Raw genomic sequence first — 16,420 nt, forward strand, 5'->3', positions numbered from 1 at the left:
GGGGTGCCCAGCCTCCGTAGCTCAGGGGATAGAGCAGGAGCCTTCTAATCTCTTGGTCGCAGGTTCGAATCCTGCCGGGGGCACAGTGTCACTTGCCACGCTAGTTCGGAAAGTTGCCACCTAGTCTGGAAAATCGCGATCCCGTGCTTGCGCGAGCCGCCCGTAAGCTTCAGGGCGTGCCGCACACCCTGACGGATGCCGGGCTCGCCTTCGCGACCGAGCGTCACCTAGCCACCCTGTCGACCCACGCTAAGGATGGCAGCATCCACGTGGTCCCTGTCGGCTTCACGATTGTGAGCGGGACCGCTCGAATCATCACATCCGGGTCGTCGCAGAAAGTGCGAAACATCCGCGCACGCCAGCACGCAACCATCTCGCAGGTCGATGGCGCCCGATGGTTGACCCTGGTGGGCACGGGAAGGGTGGTGGATGATCCGGAATCCGTCGCCGAGGCGGTACGCCTCTATGCGGAGCGCTACCGCACGCCCCGCGTGAATCCGCAGCGCGTCGCGATCCTCATCGAGATCACGAAAGCGATGGGCTCACGGGGGATGATCGCCGACTGAGGTCGACGACCATCCCGCGCTTCTGAGTTCAGTAGTCTCGTTCGTCCGGCGCTGTGCGCTGACGCACGGTGCCGGCGGAGACAGGTCCAGGCGTCTGATCGTCATCTGCGGGGCTCGGAGACTCGCCCGCAACGGGTTCTGCCCCGGCAGACGAGCTCGGTCCGTCCACCACGTCGGTCGAATTAGGCGACCCTGTCACTGACGCTTGGGGAGGTGTGGCCGGTGTAGAGGCGGTCCAGTCCTCGACCGGGGCTTCGCTCCCACGCGCCGTCACTGATTCCGGCAGCGCATAGTCCGGGGCCGTGAATGGCTCCGCCGCCGTCGCGTCCTTGCCACCGGTCGCAGCGGCGTTCGAGGGTTCGGCGGTTGCGGGCGCGCCGGTTGCAGGCGCGACTGTCGCGGGACCGGCCTCGTCAACCTGCTTGCGAGCCCACTCCTTCTGCTGGCGCACGAGGTCCTGGTCTGCCTGGCCGGCTTCGTAGGCCCAGGTGTCGAGGTCGGCCTTGAAGAGCTTCTTGGCGCGTCCCGGCCGGATCTGCCACTCCACGAGCCGGTTGCGGAACTCGATGAGTGACTGCTCGGCCTGGAAGCTGAACGATACGGAGTTGCGCTTCATCTCCTCGATCTCGTGCGCGGCCCAGTCGGCGACCATGCCGCTGCCGTTGAGGGGGAGGAGTCGCAGGCGAGTGTCGGCGTCGTGCAGCAGATGCTCGGCGTGCTGCTGTTCCGGGAGGGAGAGCGCATTCCAGCGGGCGGCCCGGCGGGCGCCGCTGATGAGCGCCGCCACGGTGGCGATGCGTCGCTCCTGCTCGGCGTGCGCGATCGCGCGGCGCGCGCTTCCGCGGCCGATGAGGGCGGCGACGACGCCGGCCACCACGATCGCGAGGAAGGGGATGACCGCCGTCGAGATGACGCGCCACCCATCGTCAGAATTGAGCCAGTCCACGAGATCGTTCCACCATTGCATGGGGCAGATACTATGCGAGACCGGGGTACATCCCGGGCGTGGTGGGGCGTGTCGTCTCGGGTCGCCCGAGATGCTCAGGCAGCGCCGAAGCAGGCGAGTGCGTCATCCATGCGCCAGAACTCGCCAAGCGAGATAAAGCGGCGAAGCGAGCTGCTGACGCGCTTTGCCCGGTAGCGCTCGCCCTGCGGATCCTGATACCGCTCCACATAGCCGAGAACCTCACCGTCGCTGCGCGTCACGCGCCAGAGTCCGCCCCGCAGGGGGACAAGCGTGGGTCCAGCGGGGCCCGCAACGCGAGTTGCCCCCGTGGCAGAGGGGTGGGTGCTGGAGTGCGGGCGCGGGCGGTCGGGAGCAGTGGTCGGTGCGAGCATGATTCTCTCCGGGTCGACGGTCATGGTTGCACCGTCGGCCGGCCCCGATCGGTGTGACATGCACGCTATCGACGGCCACCGACATCCGTCGCCTGCGGCTCAGGCGATTGCGCGGGTCTCGCTGTCACTCAGGGCGAGGTTGGCGTCGACCACCTTGTCTTTGCGGGCGGTCTGCGCGAGCACGATGCCGATCAGCACGACGGCAGCGCCGAGCACCTGCACTCCTGCGAGCCCCTCACCGAGCCACAGCCAGGCGAAGACGAAGGCGAAGATGATCTCGGCCGTTGCCACGACGCCCGCCGCGGTCGCGCTCAGGTAGCGCAGGGCGAGCAGCGAGAAGAAGAAGGGCGCGAATGACCCCAGGAGCATGTTCCATGCGAGCGGGATCCAGAGGGGCAACTCCACGTGGGCAAGGTTGCCCTGGAGTGAGACGGCGTCGGTGAAGAGCGCAGGGTCGAGGTTCCACCAACCGCTGAAGAGCAGCCAGAAGACGGTGGCCGACGACATGGCCCAGAACGCCACGGCCATCGCCGATGACTTTCCCACCTCGCGTTCGCCACCGAGGAAGTAGATCGAGAGCGAGGCGGCCGCGCCCAGGCCGAAGAGCACGCCAACGGGGTCGAGTTCCGCCGTCCAGATTTGCGCAACGACGACGAGACCGCCCAGCACGCACGCGATGGCGACCCAGAGGCGGGCCTTGACCTGCTCCTTGAAGAACGCCCACGCGACGACCGCGACGATGAGCACGGCTGTGTACTCCAGGAGGAGCGTGATGCCGACGGGCAGGCGCTGGATTGCCATGGCGTAGGTCCACTGGAGCATCGCAATGCCGAAGATGCCGAGCAGGATGAGTGCGAGCAGCTGGCGCGGTGTCACACGGAAGGCGCGCCGGTTGGCGAAGAGCAGGTAGATCCCTGCGATGACCGCCGTGCTCGCGACCCTGAAGAGCGTCAGCTGGGCCGGGTCGAGTCCGGAGTCGACGACGATGCGCGTGACGCTCCCGTTCACGCCGAACAGTACGGCGGCGAGCAGCGCGTAGAAGTACCCCACGCCCGTCAGCGGGCGCCGGTGCCGTGCACCGCGTAGGGCTCGATCTCGGCGAGTTCCTCCGCAGTCAGCGCCGGGGCTTCCAGCGCTGCGAGGTTGTCGTCCAGTTGTGCGACGCTGCTGGCGCCGATGAGGGCCGAGGTGACCTGCGGATGCCGCAGCACCCACGTGAGCGCCAGTTGCGAGACGCTCTGGCCACGGGCATCCGCCACGTTGGAGATCGCGGCGATTCGCTCGCGGTAGGCCTCGTCGAGGTTCTTCTCCGTCAACCAGCGTCCCTCGGCGACGCGGGAGTCGGAGGGAATCCCGGCGGCGTAGCGGGAGGTCAGGAGTCCCTGGGCGAGGGGAGAGAAGACGATGCCGCCCATGCCGAGTTCCTCGAGCACGGTGAGCAGGCCTTCTTCGGGCGTGCGATCGAACATGTTGTACCGCGGCTGGTGGATCACGAGGGGGATACCGTGAGCGGCGAGGGCGCGATATGCCGCCCGCGTCTGCTCGGGGTTGTAGTTGGAGATTCCGGCGTAGAGCGCGCGGCCGGACTGCACGGCGGTCGCGAGTGCCCCCATGGTCTCCTCGATGGGCGTCTCGGGGTCGGGACGGTGCGAGTAGAAGATGTCGACGTAGTCGAGTCCGAGGCGTCCGAGGCTCTGGTCGAGCGAGGCGAGCAGGTACTTGCGCGATCCCCATTCGCCGTAAGGGCCCGGCCACATGTCGTAGCCGGCCTTGCTCGAGATAATGAGCTCGTCACGGTGGCGGGAGAAATCACTCTTCAGGATGCGCCCGAAGTTCTCCTCGGCGGAGCCTGCGGGCGGCCCGTAGTTGTTCGCCAGGTCGAAGTGGGTCACGCCGCGATCGAAGGCGCGTCGCACGATCGCCCGTTGTGTCTCGAGCGGATGATCGTGCCCGAAGTTGTTCCACAGGCCGAGTGAGATCCGGGGCAACCTGAGCCCGCTGCGCCCCGAGCGAGCGTAGGGCATCGAGTCGTACCGGTCGGCAGCTGGGATGTAGGTCTCGGCGTTCACCGCTAAAGGATATGGCCGTCCCGCGGGAATGCCATGCGGATGCCGCCTGTTGTCCCTCATGTCTCGCAACCGTTGCAGACGTAGGGTGGTGAACATGCAGACTTTCGTACTCGCCGGTGGATGCTTCTGGTGCCTTGATGCGGTGTATCGCACACTCGAGGGCGTGCAGGATGTGGTCTCTGGCTACACGGGCGGCCACATCGAGCAGCCGAGCTACGAGGCCGTGTGCACGGGGGCGACGGGGCACGCGGAGGCCGTTGCGGTGACGTTCGACGAGTCGGTCATCCCGGCCGACGTCATCCTCGACGTCTTCTTCACGCTGCACGACCCGCGGCAGCTGAACCGCCAGGGCGCGGATGTCGGCACCCAGTACCGCTCCGAGATGTTCTACACAGATGATGCGCAGCGCGAGCTCTTCGAGGCCGCCCGCGACCGGGCATCCGAGACGTGGGGTGGGGGCGTGGTCACTGTGATTTCGCCGCTCGGGGTCTTTTTCGACGCCGAGGAGTACCACCAGGACTTCTTCGCCAAGAACCCGGGCCAGGGGTACTGCATGGCCGTTGCGGTTCCCAAGGTTTCGAAGGTGCGCAAGAGCTTCGCGAGCTACGTGCGCGCCTCCTGAGCTCGCTTCTCGCGACGGCGTCTGGGAGTGCCCTGAATTCTGGCCTTCCGAGGGGCAGTCGTCGTATCGTCGAGGCACGACGAAAGGAGCACTCGTGAGCAACAACATCGTTGTCGGCAAGACCTGGGTCGCTTTCGGGGCCGCAGGAGCCGTGGGTTCCATCCATTCGACGGAGCAGGGCTACGAGGTGCGGATGCTCTCCGGCGGTTCCAAGGGCGTGTATCCGAGCCTCGACGTGGCCAAGAGCGCGCTGCACTCCAACCTGCTGCCGGGCAGTGACTGGCCGGAGTTCCGGGAGCACTAGGAACTACCCCGTCAGGCCTCCACACAGGGGCTGGCCGCTGGCCCTCCACAGTCGTCGATACCAGCCCTCCTGTGTGCTCATGCGCGCCGAAGAATGGCGGCATGACAGACACAATCACCCTGACCGGGCTCGTTGCGACCGAGCCGAAGCATCTCACGACGAGCGAGGGGCTGCCCATCACGAGCTTTCGGCTCGTCTCGACCCAGCGCAGGTACGATCGCGCAGCGCAGTCCTGGGTCGACGGCGACACGAACTGGTACACAGTCACCGCATTCCGTCGACTCGCGTCCAACGCCTCCGTGTCACTCCAGAAAGGCCAGCGGGTGCTTGTGACGGGTCGGCTGCGCCTGCGCGACTGGCAGAGCGGCGACCGCAGCGGACTGACCGTTGAGGTCGAGGCCGAGTCGATCGGGCACGACCTCACATGGGGCACCGCGAGCTTCAGTCGCAACTCGGTTGTGGTCTCGGCGCCAGAGGAGCGAGCGGATGCCCCGGCCGGGCCGAGCGATCCCGCACGCCCTCTCGGTGACAGCGCCTCGGATTGGGCGGCGGCGCCCGCGGGAGAACTGCAGGACGCGGGCGCGGAGAAGCCGTTCTGAGCACAGCATCCCGGCGTCGGCGTGCCCCTAGAATCGGTGGAGCCGGCGCCGGGGGAGCGCCCATCGACGAGACAGGGGAGGCCGCATGCGCACGCCACGTCGCGGAGGGCTCGCGCTCACCGCAATCGTCGTCACTCTTGTGCTTGCAGGCTGCGCTGCTGAATCACCGATGTCCACACCCTCGACACCGCCGACCGCGAGCCCCAGCACCAGCGCTGAGGCGGACTTGCCTCCCACGTTCGACCCCGAGGGCGGCGCGAGCGACAACATTGCGTACTTCGACGAGGTCGTGCGATCTCATATTGCCGCGGGGGGAGACATGTCGAACGCCACGATCGTCTCCCTGTTGACCTCGGCCGGTTGGACCGCGGGACAACTCGAGGTCACCCCGGATGGCACGCCGCTCGGCAATGCCACGGACACTGTCTCCTTCGCCGCGCTCATGGGCGAGGAGTGCATCGTCGGCCAGTGGAACGGCGAGTACACGAGCGCGGTCTTTCCGGTGCTCTCGAGCGGCACCTGCCTGATCGGCACCCCGCATCGCGTGGGCTGAGCGACAACTAGACTCGAGGCATGGCCGAATACATTTACTCGATGGTCCGCGCCCGCAAGGCGGTTGGCGACAAGGTGATTCTCGACGACGTCACCATGGCATTCCTCCCCGGGGCCAAGATCGGTGTCGTCGGCCCGAACGGTGCCGGTAAGTCGACCATCCTCAAGATCATGGCGGGGCTCGACACCCCGAGCAATGGTGAGGCTCGACTCACGCCGGGCTTCTCGGTCGGCATCCTCATGCAGGAGCCCGAGCTCGACGAAGACAAGACCGTGCTGGAGAACGTGCAGCAGGGTGTCTCAGACATCAAGGGGAAGATCGACCGCTTCAACGAGATCTCCCTCGCGATGGGGGAGCCCGACGCTGACTTCGACGCACTCATGGCCGAGATGGGCACGCTCCAGGAGGCTATCGACGCGGCCGACGCGTGGGACCTCGATTCACAGCTCGAGCAGGCTATGGACGCCCTGCGCTGTCCGCCCGCTGATGAGAAGGTCGGGCACCTCTCCGGCGGTGAGAAGCGCCGCGTCGCACTCTGCAAGCTCCTCCTCGAGAAGCCCGACCTGCTCCTCCTCGACGAGCCCACCAACCACCTCGACGCCGAGAGCGTGCTCTGGCTCGAGCAGCACCTCGCCAAGTACCCCGGCGCCGTCATGGCCGTGACCCACGACCGGTACTTCCTCGACCACGTGGCCGAGTGGATCTGTGAGGTCGACCGTGGTCGCCTCTACCCCTACGAGGGCAACTACTCGACCTACCTGGAGAAGAAGGCGGAGCGCCTCGAGATCCAGGGCAAGAAGGACCAGAAGCTCGCGAAGCGTCTCGCGGGCGAGCTCGAGTGGGTGCGATCCAATGCCAAGGGTCGCCAGGCCAAGTCGAAGGCGCGTCTCGCTCGATACGAGGAGATGGCCGCGGAGGCGGAGCGCACCAGGAAGCTCGACTTCGAGGAGATCGTGATCCCCGTTGGACCGCGACTCGGCGACGTCGTGATCGAAGCGAAGAACCTCAAGAAGGGCTTCGGCGACCGCGTCCTCATCGACGGCCTTTCCTTCAGCCTTCCCCGCAACGGCATCGTCGGCATCATCGGCCCCAACGGCGTCGGCAAGACGACACTCTTCAAGACGATCGTCGGGCTTGAGCCGCTCGACGGTGGAGACCTCAAGATCGGAGAGACGGTCGACATCTCCTACGTCGACCAGAGCCGCGGCGGCATCGACCCCAACAAGAACCTGTGGGAGGTGGTCTCCGACGGCCAGGACTACATCACTGTCGGCAAGACCGAGATCCCCTCGCGAGCCTACGTCTCCCAGTTCGGCTTCAAGGGCCCAGACCAGCAGAAGAAGGCGGGCGTGCTCTCCGGCGGTGAGCGCAACAGGCTCAACCTGGCCCTCACGCTCAAGCAGGGCGGAAACCTCCTGCTGCTCGACGAGCCGACCAACGACCTCGACATCGAGACGCTGTCGAGCCTCGAGAACGCGCTCCTCGAGTTCCCCGGCTGCGCCGTGGTCATCACCCACGACCGGTGGTTCCTCGACCGCATCGCCACGCACATCCTGGCCTATGAGGGCACGGAGGAGAACCCGAGCTACTGGCACTGGTTCGAGGGCAACTTCGAGTCCTACGAGCAGAACAAGATCGAGCGTCTCGGCCCCGACGCGGCGAAGCCGAGCCGGGCGACCTACCGCAAGCTCACGCGCGACTAGGCACCACACGCCACAGCGTCCGATTCGAGGGCGGCCTGCCTCCGGGCGGCCGCCCTCGAGCGTTGGGCGAGCACCTGGTCGATCGCAATGCCGATGACGATGGCGATGGCCACGCCGACTGCGGCGCCGAGCAGCGGAGCATCCTGTGCCCAGTGCCCTGCCACGAGTCCTATGACCACGCTGTAGGTGGCCCAGGATGCCGCGGCCAGGGCAGCGATGGGGAGGAAGCGCGATCGCGGCATGCCGGTGGCCCCGGCCGTGAGGTTGACCGCGACGCGGCCGCCGGGGATGTAACGGCCCACGACGATGGCCATGGCTGCGCTCGTCTGCAGCCTTCGGCGTGCCCAGCCGACGGCAGCGGCCCCGCGGCGGCTTCGCATCCAGCGGAACCTGTCGACGCCGATCCGGTTCCCCACGGCGTGGGTCGTGGCGTCGCCGAGCAGGGCACCGATCGCGGCAGCCGCGGCGACAGCCACGAGGTTCGCCGCTGTACCAGCGGTGACCAGGGCGGCGACTGCCACGAGGACGGTCTCGCTGGGCACCGGCGGGAACAGGCCATCGAGAGCCGCGAACGCGAACACCACCAGATAGAGCCAGGGGGATCCCACGAGCGTGAGTGCGGCATCGGTGAGTTGCTCCATGAGTCAAGCCTCGCGGCCGGGGGAGCCGCAGACATCCGGTATCCCCCGGAGTGGACCCTGACTCTGTCGACAGCGGATGCAATAGCCTGAGGCGGTCGAGGTGGAGTCGCCCGACGCCCGTGCACCACGGTCAGGCCATGCCGCAAGTGCGTGCACGAGTTTCCGGGATGCTGCCAGGAGGTCCAGTAGTGCGAATCCATGTGCCCGTTCACCTTCGCTGGGGCGACCTCGACGCCTACAACCACGTCAACAATGTCGAGGTGTTCCGCATCCTCGAGGAGGCCCGCGTGAGGGCATTCTGGGCATCGGATGACTCCCGCGACGAGGCACTCGACTCCGCAGTCTTCGAGCCGGGCGGCTCCTCGCTGAGCCTAATCTCCGGGCATCGGATTGAGTACATCCGCCCGCTCGCATACCAGCGCGCGCCCGTCGACGTGCAGTTGTGGTTCACCTCGCTGAGCGGGGCACGGGCAACGATCGGCTACGAGCTCTTCGACGGGGCGAGCCCGACCGTGTACGCCCGGGCGTCGAGCACCATGGTATTCGTCGAGGAGGACGGCTATCGGCCGCGCCGGATGACCCCTGAGGAGAACGCCGCCTGGGCGCCCTACCTGGGCGAGCCCGTGTCGTTCAGTGGGCGCAGCTGAGACTCAGTCGAGGGTTGCCGTGGGCACCCGCACCATGCCCTCTTGCGCGACGCTCGCCATGAGCGCGCCGTCGCGCCGGAAGAACCGGCCCAGGGCAAGCCCCCGACCGCCGATCGCATTGGGCGCCTCCTGCGCGTAGAGGATCCACTCGTCGACCCGCCCGAAGCGGTGCCACCACATCGCGTGGTCGAGGCTCGCCATCTTGAGGCCGGGGGTCATCCACGAGACGCCGTGGCGTCGCAGGATGGGCTCCAGCAGCGAGTAGTCGCTCGCGTAGGCGAGCGCGGCGCGATGGATCTCGGGGTCGTCGGGGAGGGGCGAGGTGGCCTTCATCCACACGGCCTGGTGGGCGACCCGTTCGCCCTCGACCCGCAGGTAGATGGGGGAGGGGACGTGGCGGATGTCGAAGGCGCGGTCCTCCGACCACTGGCGCGCGGCCGGGTGGTCGATGCCCTCGAGCACGGCCGCCGTCGTCGGAAGGCTCTCGGGGTCCGGGATCCCCTCCGGCATCGGCACCTGGTGCTCAAGACCCGTGTCCTCCGTCTGGAAGGAGCAGATGAGCGACATGATCGGCACACCGTCCTGGTAGCTCTGCACATTGCGGGCGCTGAAGGATCGGCCGTCGTGGATGCGCGCGACGGAGAAGGTGATGGGCTTGCTCGCGTCGCCCGGCCGCAGGAAGTACCCGTGGAGCGAGTGGATGACGCGGCCCTCGGGGATCGTGCGCATGGCGGCGACCGCCGATTGGGCCAGCACCTGGCCACCGAAGACGCGTCCGCCGTGCATCCACTGGCTCTTGCCCGTGTAGATGTCGTATGAGGTGCGGGCTCCCGTGTCGCTGAGATCGAGCGTCGCGAGGAGTTCCTCGATCGGTGAATCAGTCATTGCGTGGCGTTTTCCCTTTTCGCTGCTGCCCGGCATGCCGGTGCTGGCCATGCGGTGCCCAGCCTGTCAAGTAGTTTAGAACCGCGATGAGTAACACTTTCACCCTTGCGGATTCCCTCTCCCTCGACGACTTGCACCTCTACTTGAGCCGTGCGAGTCGGATTGAGGACGGTGCGGTCCGGCTCATCGCGGGCTCGGGCGTGCTCGCCGTGTACACGGGCGTCATCTTTCCCATCGGACTGCTCGATGAGAGCCCGACCGTGCTCGGCCTGCGCACCTTCGCGCTCAATGACGACGCGAGCTTCGACGCCGTCGTTCCCATCCGCTCGCTCGTGGAGCGGCTCGTGCGCCTCCAGGGCGCCGAACGTGACCGTGAGGCTCCCGTCACGGTCGGGGTGCCCATCCAGGTGAACACGGCGACGTGGGCCGCGATCTCTCCGCCCCGCGGGGGCTGGCGCTCGGTCGCCGAGGTCGACGCGACGCATCTGGACGCGACCGCGCGTGCGGGCATCGCGGAGGTCGCCGAGGCGATTCCCACGGGCACGGGGGAGCAGCTCGTGCACAGGGTGCGCTCCGAGGTCTGGGGTCGTGGCATCCCCGGCTTCGAATACGTGCCCGCTGGTGCCGCATTCGGTGCGCTCTCGCTGGGGTTCCTGGGCGAGCCCGCTGAGGGCACTGTCGGCGTGTTCGAGACCGGGCCGTGGACGCGGTTGAGCTCTCCACGCGGGCACGTCCTCGTGCGGCGCCGGGGTTGGACCCTGCAGCGCTGAGTCGCGTTTCACGCTGCGGAACACTCCGGTTGGGAACTTAGGTTAGGCAATGCTAACCTTCTGATCGGCGCCCAAATCGGGCGTCAAATACCCCACTTCCTGGAGAGCTCAATCGTGCCCAGAATCACCAGTGTCGTTGCCCTCAGTGGCGTTGCCGTGCTCGCAGTCGGACTCCTGAGCGGGTGCGCCTCCGACAGCCAGGCGGCGGATGACGCGGCCCCCGCCGAGACGATCACGATCGAGACCAACACGGGCGCCGTCGAGGTTCCCGTGAACCCGGAGCGCGTCGCCGTGCTCGACAACACCGCTTTCCAGACCCTGCTCTCGTGGGGCATCGAGCCGGTCGCCGTGCCGAAGCCCCTGCTTCCGCGGAACGGCTTCGACGCCTGGAGCGACGACGAGGAGATCTTCGACGCGGGCAGCCACCGCGAGCCCGACCTCGAGGCTGTCAGCGAGGCGGAGCCTGACCTGATCATCGGAGGCCTGCGCTTCCAGGACTTCACCGACGAACTCTCCTCCATCGCGACCGTGATCGACATCGCCCCGTCCGATGAGTCCACGGACGGCTACGTGGCGGGCCTTCGCGCGCAGACCGAGATTCTCGGGCAGATCTTCGACCGTGAGGACGAGGCGGCTGAACTGATTGCCGAACTCGACGACGCGGCGGCCGAGGCTGCTGAGCTGACCGACGGCGAGACCGTCTTCCTCGCCAATTCGAGCGGTGGTCGCATCGACAACGGCGCAGGCCGCCTCTCCCGCATCCTTGGCGAGGTCGACCTCGTTGACGCCTTCGCCAAGGAGGACCTCGATGCCGACTCCGTCCACGCCGACTCAGGCCTCGCTCCCGAGACCGTCGCTGCCGCCAACCCTGACTGGATGATTGTCATGGACCGCGACGCCATCGCGGCGGAGGGCGAGTACACGCCCGCCAAGCAGGTCGTCGAGGCTCAGGAGGCCTGGAAGTCGACGACCTTCATGACCGACGACCAGGTGATCTACCTCGAGCCCGACTTCTACGTGACCGAGGGCATCCAGGCCTACACGACGGTGTACCAGCAGATCGTCGCGGCGTTCAACGGCCGGTGACTTCCCTGACGACGAGGCGCGCCCTCCTCACCGCGACCGCGGTGGGGACGGGCGCCCTTGTCGTGGCCTCACTTCTCATCGGAGGCTATGACATCACGCTGGTCGGGCTCGTGACCGATCCCGCGCAGTGGGAGATGTTCCTCATCTCGAGGGTGCCCCGCACCCTCGCCCTCATCTTCGCCGCCGTTGCGATGAGCATCTCCGGCGTCATCATGCAGATGATCACGCAGAACAAGTTCGTCGAGCCCACGACCGCCGGCACTGCACAGTGGTCGGGACTCGGGATGCTGGTCGGGCTCATCCTCTTCCCCTCGGCGCCGCCGCTCCTGAAGATGCTCATCGCCTGCGTCTTCGCCTTCATCGGCACGGCGATCTTCTTGGGCGTGCTGCGGCGCCTCGCCTCCCGCTCGTCGCTCATCGTGCCGCTCGTCGGCATCATGCTCGGTGCGGTCGTCGGGGCGGGAACCACCTACCTCGCCAACAGCTTCAACCTGCTCCAGGCGCTCACCGCGTGGCGCTCGGGCGGCTTCAGCAACGTCGTCCGCGGGTTCTACGAGCCACTCTGGGTCGTCGCGATCATCGCGGTGCTCGCGTTCCTCGTTGCGGACCGGCTCACGGTCGCGGGGCTCGGCAAAGACCTCGCGACGAACGCGGGCGTGAACTACGACCGCGTCGTGCTGCTCGGGGTCATGATGGTCGCCGTCGCCACCGGGGTCACGACCGTCGTCGTGGGCTTCATCCCCTTCCTCGGGCTCGTGGTGCCGAACCTCGTCTCGATGCTCATGGGTGATGACCTGCGCAAGAACATGCCGTGGGTCGCCGTGATCGGCACGGGGCTGCTGCTGGCCTGCGACCTGGTCGGCCGCACGGTCGTCGCACCCATGGAGATTCCCGCCTCCGTCATCATGGGGGCCGTTGGAGCCGCCCTCTTCATCGGCCTCGTGCTGCGCCAGAGGAAGGTGGCGCATGTCTAGCGCCGACGTTAAGGCGGTCGCCGCAGCGGCCGAGGTCAGCAGAGGAATGCGCCTGCGTCGCGGCGGTCGTCGCCTGCCCTCCCTGTCGCCGAAGGCGAGGCTGCTGCTCGCCGCGGGCATCCTCGTGATTGCGATCGCCTGCTACCTCCTGCTCTTCATCCGCGGCTCCTTCGCCTTCAGCTTCGACCGCCGATTGACGATGCTCGGCGCCATGACGATCGCTGCCTTCACGCAGGGCGTGGGAACCGTGATCTTCCACACCGTCACCAGCAACCGCATCCTGTCGCCCTCGATCATGGGCTTCGACTCCCTCTACACGCTCATGCAGACCCTCATGGTCTTCTTCTTCGGGGGAGCGGCGCTCGCGCAGACGGAGGGCATCCCAAAGCTCCTCGCGCAGACGGCACTCATGGTCGTCTTCGCCACGATCCTCTACCGCTGGCTCTTCTCCGGGCGCTTCGGCAGCCTCTTCCTGCTCCTCCTCGTCGGTGTCGTCTTCGGCATGGCCTTCGACAGCCTCAGCACCTTCGTGCAGCGCCTGCTCGATCCCACCGACTATGACCTGCTCTCGACGAGGCTCTTCGGTCGCATGAGCAACGTCGAGGCGGGTTACCTGCCGATCGCGGCCGGTATCTGCGTGCTCGTGGCGCTGTTCCTCTGGCAGCGTCGTCACCGCCTCGACACCCTGCTCCTGGGCCGGGAGACCGCCACGAGCCTCGGCATCTCCTACAAGCGCGAGCTCACCCTCATGCTCATCGTCATCGCGCTCCTCGTCGCGCTGTCGACGGCGCTCGTCGGGCCGATGACCTTCTTCGGCTTCGTCGTCGCGATCCTGTCGTACCAGTTCACTGGCACGCACAAGCATGCCTACGTCATGCCGATGGCGTTCCTCGTTGGCCTCACGACCCTGGTCGCTGGCCAGTTCGTGCTGCAGCACATCTTCTACGCCTCAGGGATGCTCAGCGTCATCATCGAATTCGGCGGCGGCATCCTCTTCCTCATCCTGATCCTGCGAAAGGGAACCCTGTGATCACGATCTCCGACGTCACGAAGTCCTACGGCGACGACACCGTGCTCGGCCCTGTCACCGGACAGATCGAGAAGGGCGGCATCACCTCGCTCGTCGGTCCCAACGGGGCAGGCAAGTCGACCCTCATGACCGTCATCGGGCGCCTCCTCGAGCCCACCACCGGGGAGGTCGCGGTCGGCGGACTCGACGTGCAGGCGGCCAAGTCGCGTGACCTCGCCAAGATGATGTCGATCCTGCGGCAGGAGAATCACGTCACGGCGAGGCTCACCGTGCGTGAACTCGTCGGGTACGGGCGCTTCCCCCACTCGCAGGGTCGCCTGACGGCCGCCGACCGCGAGCACGTCGACTCCGCACTCGAGTTCCTGGGGCTCGAGCCACTCGCCGACCGCTTCCTCGACCAGCTCTCCGGCGGACAGCGCCAGCGCGCCTTCGTCGCCATGGTGCTCGCGCAGGACACCGAGTATGTGCTGCTCGACGAGCCGCTCAACAACCTCGACATGAAGCACGCCGTGCTCATGATGCGCAGGCTTCGCGATGCGGCTGACCAACTCGGCAAGACGATCGTCATCATCGTGCACGACATCAACATCGCGGCGGCCTACTCCGATCGCATCATCGCGATGCGTGACGGATGCATCCTCCACAGCGGCACGGCCGCCGAGATCATGCGCGACGACATCCTGACCGAGGTGTTCGACACCCCCATCGAGGTGCACGAACTGGCTGGCCGGCCGATCGCGGTCTTCGACGCGCTGCCGAGCGCGGCGCCGACGCTGCGAGCCGTCTGATCAGTTCTCTGCTGCGGCGCGCCCCGCGACGCGCCCGCTGAACAGGCATCCGCCGAGGAACGTTCCTTCGAGCGAACGGTAGCCGTGCATGCCACCACCGCCGAAGCCCGCTGCCTCCCCGGCCGCATAGAGCCCCGGCACGGGCGTCCCATCGGCGCCGAGCACGCGCGCCGAGAGGTCGGTCTGCAGGCCGCCAAGGCTCTTGCGCGTCAGCACGTGCAGCCTCACGGCGATCAGCGGACCCGCGGCAGGATCGAGGATGCGGTGGGGGCTCGCGACCCGGATGAGCTTGTCGCCCTTGTAGTTGCGCGCCTGGCGCAGGGCGGCCACCTGCGAGTCCTTCGTGAACTCGTTGGCCATCTCCCGGTCGCGGGCGACAATCTCAGCGCGGGCCCGCTCGGCATCGAAGGGAACCTCCGGCTCGAGCTCGGCCATGCCGCGCAGCAGCTCGTCGAGGTCGTCGGCGACGATGAAGTCGGCGCCGTTGCGTTTGAAGGCCTCGACCGGCCCGGGGGCACCCTTCTTGATGCGCTCGAGCAGCAGCGGCACATCCTTGCCCGTGAGGTCGGGATTCTGCTCGCTGCCCGAGAGCGCGAACTCCTTCTCGATGATCTTCTGCGTGAGTACGAACCAGCTGTGGTCGTGACCGGTCTTCCTCAGGTGCTCGAGGGTGCCGAGGGTGTCGAAGCCGGGAAAGAGCGGCGTCGGCAGGCGCTTGCCCGTCGCATCCAGCCAGATGCTGGACGGCCCGGGGAGGATGCGGATGCCGTGCCTCGCCCAGATGGGATCCCAGTTCTCGATGCCCTCCACGTAGTGCCACATGCGGTCGCCGTTCACGAGGCGCCCGCCCGCGCGCTCACTGATGGCGAGCATCCGGCCGTCGACGTGTGCTGGCACACCGGAGAGCATGTGCTCGGGGGGAGAACCGAGTCGTGCGGGCCACTGCGCACGCACCATGTCGTGGTTGCCGCCGATGCCGCCGGAAGCGACGATGACGGATGCCGCCCGCGCCTCGAACTCGCCGGCGACCCCGCGGCCGCTCGCGGCGCCCCGGGCCGCCGGGTCGGGCGTCAACACGGCGCCGCGAGCTCCCACGACGGCGCCGTCCTCCACGACGAGCTCGTCGACCCTGTGCCGGAAGGCGAGTGTCGCGCGACCCGTCGCCTGCGCCGCCCGGACTCGGGCGATGAACGGCGCGACGACACCAGGACCCGTGCCCCAGGTGATGTGGAATCGCGGCACCGAGTTGCCGTGTGTCATGGCGGTGCCGCCACCGCGTTCCGCCCAGCCGACGACGGGAAACCAGCGCACGCCCATGCCGTGCAGCCACGCCCGCTTCTCACCCGCCGCGAACTCGAGGTAGGCGTCGGCCCAGCGCCGCGCCCACAGGTCTTCATCGTCTCGATCGAAGCCCGCGCTCGCATACCAGTCCTGCCGCGCCAGTTCGAGGCTGTCGCGCACCCCGAGGCGCCGCTGCTCCGGAGAGTCGATGAGGAAGAGACCGCCGAACGCCCACCACGCCTGCCCGCCGAGGCTCGCCTCGGGCTCCTGCTCCAGCACGATGACGGAACGCCCCGCCTCCAGGAGCTCGGCCGCGGCAACGAGACCGGCGAGTCCCGCGCCGATCACGATCGCGTCTGCGGCGAGGTGCGAAGGTGCGTGGGGCTGCGGCATCCGTTGGTCCCTCCGGGGCGATGAGTCGCTCGATTGCGCCCCACGATAGCGTGCGGTGCATTCCGGCGTCGCGTGACGACACGGATGCTTGAAAGCGGTGCTTGAGTGCGGTCCTTGATTTCTGGGCTGCTCATGCGTAGCGTCGCGTTCACCGGGCAGAGTGGCCCGGTC

At 67.4% G+C, this 16,420-nt stretch carries 19 protein-coding genes and 1 tRNA gene; 13 read left to right on the top strand and 7 right to left on the bottom strand.

The annotated features are described in order from the left end of the window. Positions 1-10: 10 nt before the first annotated feature. Positions 11-83 (top strand) — tRNA-Arg (locus tag ACIQK7_RS10255). Positions 84-176: 93 nt separating this feature from the next. Then, on the top strand, positions 177-566 hold the full coding sequence (locus tag ACIQK7_RS10260) for a pyridoxamine 5'-phosphate oxidase family protein (protein WP_403024325.1): 390 nt from the start codon (positions 177-179) through the stop codon (positions 564-566). Between the two features lie 28 nt (positions 567-594). Here the strand turns inward: ACIQK7_RS10260 and ACIQK7_RS10265 are convergent, their stop codons facing one another. From ACIQK7_RS10265 to ACIQK7_RS10280, 4 genes are all read right to left on the bottom strand, one after another. Then, positions 595-1,533, bottom strand: a complete 939-nt coding sequence (locus ACIQK7_RS10265) for a hypothetical protein (protein ID WP_403024327.1) — start codon at positions 1,531-1,533, stop codon at positions 595-597. 74 nt (positions 1,534-1,607) lie between these two features. Further along, positions 1,608-1,928, bottom strand: a complete 321-nt coding sequence (locus ACIQK7_RS10270; protein WP_403024330.1) for a hypothetical protein — start codon at positions 1,926-1,928, stop codon at positions 1,608-1,610. Between the two features lie 75 nt (positions 1,929-2,003). Next, entirely contained in the window at positions 2,004-2,954 is a 951-nt protein-coding gene (locus tag ACIQK7_RS10275) for an EamA family transporter (RefSeq protein ID WP_403024333.1), read from the bottom strand. Between the two features lie 5 nt (positions 2,955-2,959). After that, entirely contained in the window at positions 2,960-3,928 is a 969-nt protein-coding gene (locus tag ACIQK7_RS10280; RefSeq protein ID WP_403025675.1) for an aldo/keto reductase, read from the bottom strand. 139 nt (positions 3,929-4,067) lie between these two features. On the opposite strand from ACIQK7_RS10280, the gene msrA reads away from it, so the two are divergent. From msrA to ettA, 5 genes are all read left to right on the top strand, one after another. Next, positions 4,068-4,595 carry a peptide-methionine (S)-S-oxide reductase MsrA gene (gene msrA, locus ACIQK7_RS10285; protein WP_403024336.1) on the top strand — a complete coding sequence of 176 codons (528 nt, stop codon included), beginning with the start codon at positions 4,068-4,070 and terminating at the stop codon, positions 4,593-4,595. A 94-nt stretch (positions 4,596-4,689) separates the two neighbouring features. Next, positions 4,690-4,899 (top strand): methyltransferase, encoded by a 210-nt coding sequence (locus ACIQK7_RS10290; RefSeq protein ID WP_325210430.1) that lies wholly within the window; start codon positions 4,690-4,692, stop codon positions 4,897-4,899. Positions 4,900-5,000: 101 nt separating this feature from the next. Continuing rightward, a complete protein-coding gene (ssb, locus tag ACIQK7_RS10295) occupies positions 5,001-5,498 on the top strand; it encodes a single-stranded DNA-binding protein (protein ID WP_403024339.1) in 498 nt (165 codons plus the stop codon). Positions 5,499-5,724: 226 nt separating this feature from the next. Beyond that, positions 5,725-6,051, top strand: a complete 327-nt coding sequence (locus ACIQK7_RS10300; RefSeq protein ID WP_403024342.1) for a DUF6993 domain-containing protein — start codon at positions 5,725-5,727, stop codon at positions 6,049-6,051. 20 nt (positions 6,052-6,071) lie between these two features. Continuing rightward, on the top strand, positions 6,072-7,754 hold the full coding sequence (gene ettA / locus ACIQK7_RS10305; RefSeq protein ID WP_403024345.1) for an energy-dependent translational throttle protein EttA: 1,683 nt from the start codon (positions 6,072-6,074) through the stop codon (positions 7,752-7,754). Here the strand turns inward: ettA and ACIQK7_RS10310 are convergent. Beyond that, positions 7,751-8,395, bottom strand: coding sequence for a DedA family protein (locus ACIQK7_RS10310; RefSeq protein WP_403024347.1), 645 nt, complete (start codon positions 8,393-8,395; stop codon positions 7,751-7,753). The genes ettA and ACIQK7_RS10310 overlap by 4 nt on opposite strands. Before the next feature lie 200 nt (positions 8,396-8,595). Here ACIQK7_RS10310 and ACIQK7_RS10315 point away from each other — a divergent pair, with 200 nt between their 5' ends. Further along, positions 8,596-9,042 (top strand): acyl-CoA thioesterase, encoded by a 447-nt coding sequence (locus tag ACIQK7_RS10315; protein WP_403024350.1) that lies wholly within the window; start codon positions 8,596-8,598, stop codon positions 9,040-9,042. A 3-nt stretch (positions 9,043-9,045) separates the two neighbouring features. Here the strand turns inward: ACIQK7_RS10315 and ACIQK7_RS10320 are convergent, their stop codons facing one another. Then, a complete protein-coding gene (locus ACIQK7_RS10320) occupies positions 9,046-9,927 on the bottom strand; it encodes an acyl-CoA thioesterase (protein ID WP_403024351.1) in 882 nt (293 codons plus the stop codon). An 86-nt stretch (positions 9,928-10,013) separates the two neighbouring features. Between ACIQK7_RS10320 and ACIQK7_RS10325 the strand changes: the two genes are divergently transcribed. From ACIQK7_RS10325 to ACIQK7_RS10345, 5 genes are all read left to right on the top strand, one after another. Further along, positions 10,014-10,697, top strand: a complete 684-nt coding sequence (locus ACIQK7_RS10325) for a hypothetical protein (RefSeq protein WP_403024353.1) — start codon at positions 10,014-10,016, stop codon at positions 10,695-10,697. A gap of 114 nt (positions 10,698-10,811) precedes the next feature. Continuing rightward, a complete protein-coding gene (locus ACIQK7_RS10330; RefSeq protein ID WP_403024356.1) occupies positions 10,812-11,783 on the top strand; it encodes a siderophore ABC transporter substrate-binding protein in 972 nt (323 codons plus the stop codon). Beyond that, on the top strand, positions 11,780-12,757 hold the full coding sequence (locus ACIQK7_RS10335; RefSeq protein ID WP_403024359.1) for an ABC transporter permease: 978 nt from the start codon (positions 11,780-11,782) through the stop codon (positions 12,755-12,757). The genes ACIQK7_RS10330 and ACIQK7_RS10335 overlap by 4 nt, the downstream gene beginning before the upstream one ends. Continuing rightward, positions 12,750-13,787, top strand: a complete 1,038-nt coding sequence (locus ACIQK7_RS10340) for an iron chelate uptake ABC transporter family permease subunit (RefSeq protein ID WP_403024362.1) — start codon at positions 12,750-12,752, stop codon at positions 13,785-13,787. The genes ACIQK7_RS10335 and ACIQK7_RS10340 overlap by 8 nt, the downstream gene beginning before the upstream one ends. After that, complete coding sequence (locus ACIQK7_RS10345; protein WP_403024364.1) at positions 13,784-14,575, top strand: ABC transporter ATP-binding protein; 792 nt, start codon at positions 13,784-13,786, stop codon at positions 14,573-14,575. The genes ACIQK7_RS10340 and ACIQK7_RS10345 overlap by 4 nt, the downstream gene beginning before the upstream one ends. Here the strand turns inward: ACIQK7_RS10345 and ACIQK7_RS10350 are convergent, their stop codons facing one another. Further along, on the bottom strand, positions 14,576-16,249 hold the full coding sequence (locus tag ACIQK7_RS10350; RefSeq protein WP_403024366.1) for an FAD-binding dehydrogenase: 1,674 nt from the start codon (positions 16,247-16,249) through the stop codon (positions 14,576-14,578). Between the last annotated feature and the right edge of the window lie 171 nt (positions 16,250-16,420).

This window comes from Salinibacterium sp. GXW1014 (assembly GCF_044769865.1).
Taxonomy (GTDB): domain Bacteria; phylum Actinomycetota; class Actinomycetes; order Actinomycetales; family Microbacteriaceae; genus Homoserinimonas.

Excerpts from the sequence above, each read along its gene's own strand:
- ACIQK7_RS10265 (WP_403024327.1), bottom strand. The coding sequence starts at position 1,533 with ATGCAATGGTGGAACGATCTCGTGGACTGGCTCAATTCTGACGATGGG.
- ACIQK7_RS10270 (WP_403024330.1), bottom strand. The coding sequence starts at position 1,928 with ATGACCGTCGACCCGGAGAGAATCATGCTCGCACCGACCACTGCTCCC.
- ACIQK7_RS10280 (WP_403025675.1), bottom strand. The coding sequence starts at position 3,928 with ATGCCCTACGCTCGCTCGGGGCGCAGCGGGCTCAGGTTGCCCCGGATC.
- msrA (WP_403024336.1), top strand. The coding sequence starts at position 4,068 with ATGCAGACTTTCGTACTCGCCGGTGGATGCTTCTGGTGCCTTGATGCG.
- ssb (WP_403024339.1), top strand. The coding sequence starts at position 5,001 with ATGACAGACACAATCACCCTGACCGGGCTCGTTGCGACCGAGCCGAAG.
- ettA (WP_403024345.1), top strand. The coding sequence starts at position 6,072 with ATGGCCGAATACATTTACTCGATGGTCCGCGCCCGCAAGGCGGTTGGC.
- ACIQK7_RS10310 (WP_403024347.1), bottom strand. The coding sequence starts at position 8,395 with ATGGAGCAACTCACCGATGCCGCACTCACGCTCGTGGGATCCCCCTGG.
- ACIQK7_RS10320 (WP_403024351.1), bottom strand. The coding sequence starts at position 9,927 with ATGACTGATTCACCGATCGAGGAACTCCTCGCGACGCTCGATCTCAGC.
- ACIQK7_RS10325 (WP_403024353.1), top strand. The coding sequence starts at position 10,014 with ATGAGTAACACTTTCACCCTTGCGGATTCCCTCTCCCTCGACGACTTG.
- ACIQK7_RS10340 (WP_403024362.1), top strand. The coding sequence starts at position 12,750 with ATGTCTAGCGCCGACGTTAAGGCGGTCGCCGCAGCGGCCGAGGTCAGC.
- ACIQK7_RS10350 (WP_403024366.1), bottom strand. The coding sequence starts at position 16,249 with ATGCCGCAGCCCCACGCACCTTCGCACCTCGCCGCAGACGCGATCGTG.